This window comes from Mailhella massiliensis, from assembly GCF_020741395.1.
Lineage (GTDB): Bacteria > Desulfobacterota > Desulfovibrionia > Desulfovibrionales > Desulfovibrionaceae > Mailhella > Mailhella massiliensis_A.
Map to the genome: position 1 here is coordinate 1 of NZ_DYZA01000012.1, position 3,603 is coordinate 3,603.

Annotated in this window: 2 protein-coding genes; both read right to left on the reverse strand. The window is 60.5% G+C overall.

All coding sequences use genetic code 11. The annotated features are described in order from the left end of the window. Window positions 1–239: 239 nt before the first annotated feature. Window positions 240–1,025, reverse strand: a complete 786-nt coding sequence (locus K8W16_RS00450; RefSeq protein ID WP_304120199.1) for an MBL fold metallo-hydrolase — start codon at window positions 1,023–1,025, stop codon at window positions 240–242. An 88-nt stretch (window positions 1,026–1,113) separates the two neighbouring features. After that, on the reverse strand, window positions 1,114–3,210 hold the full coding sequence (locus tag K8W16_RS00455; RefSeq protein ID WP_369694445.1) for a heavy metal translocating P-type ATPase: 2,097 nt from the start codon (window positions 3,208–3,210) through the stop codon (window positions 1,114–1,116). Window positions 3,211–3,603: the final 393 nt, after the last annotated feature.

Consider the following 3,603-nt stretch of genomic DNA (forward strand, 5'->3'; position numbering starts at 1 on the left):
CTTCGCATCCGGCCGAATATCTATGCATTCTCAAGGTATAATCCATCGCATAGTTCACCCAAACGCATCATTCCGCCCCAAGGATCTTCGACAAAACATCCTTCTCTATTATGCGAAAAGGCCCCGGACAAACATCCGGGGCCGGCAAAGCCCTGTTCCGGGGACAGTCTCTTTCCCCGGCATGTTCTGCCGGAACTCATGGCCGAGCCCGACGCCTTTGTCAAACCTGCAGAAATCTTTCAAGAGAACTGCACGCTCTCACCGTCTTCAGGAATGAGGAAGCGCTCTTCCAGCCCCTCCTGCTTCACAAACGCACGCAGAAGGGAGCGGTTGAGCCTCGCGTGGTTCACCGCGTCCATGTGCGTGGCTATCATGCGTGCCTGCGGGGCCGCAGCCGCCGCCACGGACAGCTCTTCCGGCCCCATGAGGATAGGGGTGCCGTCATAAAACTGCGCCCAGGCAGCATTGAGCGCCACCACATCGGGACGGAACCTTTCCAGCACGTCGGCCACGCCCTGAAACCACACCGTATCTCCGGCCAGGTAGAACATCTTTTCGCCTTCCGCAGTAAACAGCACGCCGCAGGCCGTGGAAGGCAGTCCGAAAGCAGCGTAGTTGCGTGCCGCAGCCTCGCCCGCCCCGTGCAGAGCCTCCGTCCTGTGAAGCGTGACATTGCGAAAATCCACGCCTTCCTCTGTCAGCGCCGTGACACGCATAAAGCCCAGAGCGCGCATATCTTCCGCTTCCGCCTCATTCTGCGTGAAGATAGGCATGTCTTCAGCAAGGGCGTCGCACGCAGCCTCGTCGAAGTGATCGAAATGGTGCATGTGCGTGACAATGACGGCATCCACCGCGACGATTTCCTCCACCGGCAGAGGAAGTTCCACCAGAGGGTTGGGGAAATCATTCCACGGAGAGGGAACTGAAGGCAAAGTTCCCTTCCGTGCGAAGAAAGGGTCGATAAGAAAGCGACTGCCTCCGAAGGTCACGATGCTGGTGGCTCCGCGTATCTGCTGAAATATCATGATGCTTCTCCTGAACATGAGGAAGGCCGGACGCACTTCTCCTCCGTCCGAAACGGCGGGAAAAAACTTGAAGCTTTCCTTTTAAAAACTACTTTTTCGCAGCCCTCAGGCCGTTGGCCACCACCAGAAGGGCCGTGCCCACATCAGCGAATACGGCCATCCACATGGTGGCGCAGCCGCTGAAGGTCAGGGCGAAGAACAGCGCCTTCACGCCCAAGGCCAGCACGATGTTCTGTACCAGAATGGCATAGGTCGCACGGGAAAGGCGGATGAACCTCGGTATCTTGCGCAAGTCGTCGTCCATGAGGGCCACGTCGGCAGTTTCCATGGCGGTATCGGTACCGCCGCGGGCCATAGCGAAGCCTATGTCGGCACGAGCAAGGGCCGGGGCGTCGTTGATGCCGTCGCCCGCCATGCCCACCTTGCCGCCGCGGGCGGCAAGCTTTTCCAGGGCGTGCAGCTTGTCCTCCGGCAGAAGGCCCGAGAAATACTCGTCCACCCCGGCCTGTGAGGCTATGACACGCGCCACATTCTCATTATCACCGGTGAGCATGACGGTATGTACGCCGAGCTCCTTCAACTCGCGCACCGCCTCCCGGCTGTTTTCCCGCAGGGTATCGGCCACGGCAAAAAGCGCGAGCACCCCCTCTTCCCCGGCAAGGGCAACCACGGTTCTGCCCCTGCTCTCCAACGCTGCGATCCGCCCTTCCAGCTCGGCGGAATCCAGCCCCAGGCATGCCATCATGCGGCGGCTTCCGAGATGGTAGAGCCTGCCTTCCACACGCCCGCGCACCCCCAGCCCGGGCACGGCCTCGAAATCCTCTACGTCAGGAAGAGCAAGCCCCTGCTCCTCCGCGTTTTCCGCAAGGGCGCGGGAGACGGGGTGATCCGACCTTGCGGCAAGTCCGGCTGCAAGAAGCGCGGACCTCTCCCCCTCTTCCGCACCCAGAATTTCCCTGTCCGTCAGGCGGGGACGGCCATGGGTCAGCGTGCCCGTCTTGTCGAAGGCAAGGCAGCGCAGAAGCCGCCCCTGCTCCAGAAACATGCCGCCTTTCACCAGGATGCCGGAGCGCATTGCCGCCGCCATGCCGCTCACGATGCTCACCGGGGTGGAAATCACGAGAGCGCACGGGCAACCTATGACCAGAAGAACCAGCGCGGTGTACACGGCGTCCTTCCAGGCCCAGTCCATGCAGAGGGGAAGACCAAACGCCGTCAACAGGGAAAGCAGGAACACGGCCGGGGTGTATCGGCGGGCGAAGGCGTCCACAAAACGCTGTATGGGGGCGCGCCGCCCCTGCGCATCCTCCACCGCATGAATGATGCGGGAGAGCGTGGTATCCGATGCGGCCGCCGTGGCCTCAAACTCAAAGGAACCGAAGGTATTGATGGTTCCGGCAAACACGATATCGCCCTCGGCCTTCTCCACAGGGATGCTTTCCCCTGTGATGGGCGCCTGATCCACGGCGGAATGTCCGCGGCGAATCACGCCGTCCAACGCCACCCTCTCGCCGGGCTTCACCCGGATGATGCTCCCCACGGAAACGGTGCGGATATCCCTCTCCTCCCAGGAGCCGTCGGCCTGCTGCACCATCGCCCGCTCCGGGGAAAGCGCCAGAAGTTTGCCTATGGCATTACGCGCCCTGTTGAGAGCCCGGGCCTCAATGGCCTCGGAAATATTGAAAAGTACCATGACCATGGCGGCTTCCGGGTACTGACCGATGAGCACTGCCCCGGTGACGGCCACGGACATGAGGGCGTTGATATTGAGGTTGAGGTTGGAAACGGCTATCCAGCCCTTGCGGTAGGTGCCGAGCCCTCCGAGAATAATGGCCGCCGCCGCGAAAAGAAAAGGCAGAAACTCCAGAAACGGAGAAACTCCTCCCGACCAGGCAAGAGCCAGTTCCGAAGCCTCGGAAAAGGCCGCAAACACTGCAGCCGCCGCCAGCTTCTTCCATGCAATAGACGCTTCAACCACAGGCGAAGCGGGCGTTCCGGCTTTCCCCAGTCTTTCGGGAATCATATCTATGGAAGCGAGCGCCTCCTCAATGACGAGGGTGGAAGGCAGGCTGTGGCGCACGGTGAGCACACGCTGCATGAGATTGAACTCCAGGCCGGTGATGCCTTCCACAGATGACAGGCGCTTTCTTATAAGCGCCTCTTCCATGGGGCAGTCCATGTTCATGATGCGGTACACCGCCGCCGTGGCCGAAGCCTCCTCCAGCAGAGCCGTGTCCACCGGCTCCGGAGCGGCATGGTCGTGGCCGCAGGAGCAGCCTTCATGATGATGCCCGGCATGATCGTGATGAAGTCCGGGAACATGCCCTTCCCGGGCCATACGTTCCTTTTCCTCAGTAAATGACCGCAGGGTGAAAACCCGGGAACAGGCGCAGGGCCCTGTTCCGCCGCGAGATATATTGTTGTCGTTCACGCTTATCTCCTTGTTGATATCAGCGTAGTGTCTATAGTGACTATAGAGTCAAGCATTTTCGCAGATTTTTTCTGAACCGGGAAATTTCGGTTCTCGGACGGAGACGCTCCCCTGCCGCTTGACTCCACAACCATAGCAGATACCATG

Excerpts from the sequence above, each read along its gene's own strand:
- K8W16_RS00450 (WP_304120199.1), bottom strand. The coding sequence starts at position 1,025 with ATGATATTTCAGCAGATACGCGGAGCCACCAGCATCGTGACCTTCGGA.
- K8W16_RS00455 (WP_369694445.1), bottom strand. The coding sequence starts at position 3,210 with ATGAACATGGACTGCCCCATGGAAGAGGCGCTTATAAGAAAGCGCCTG.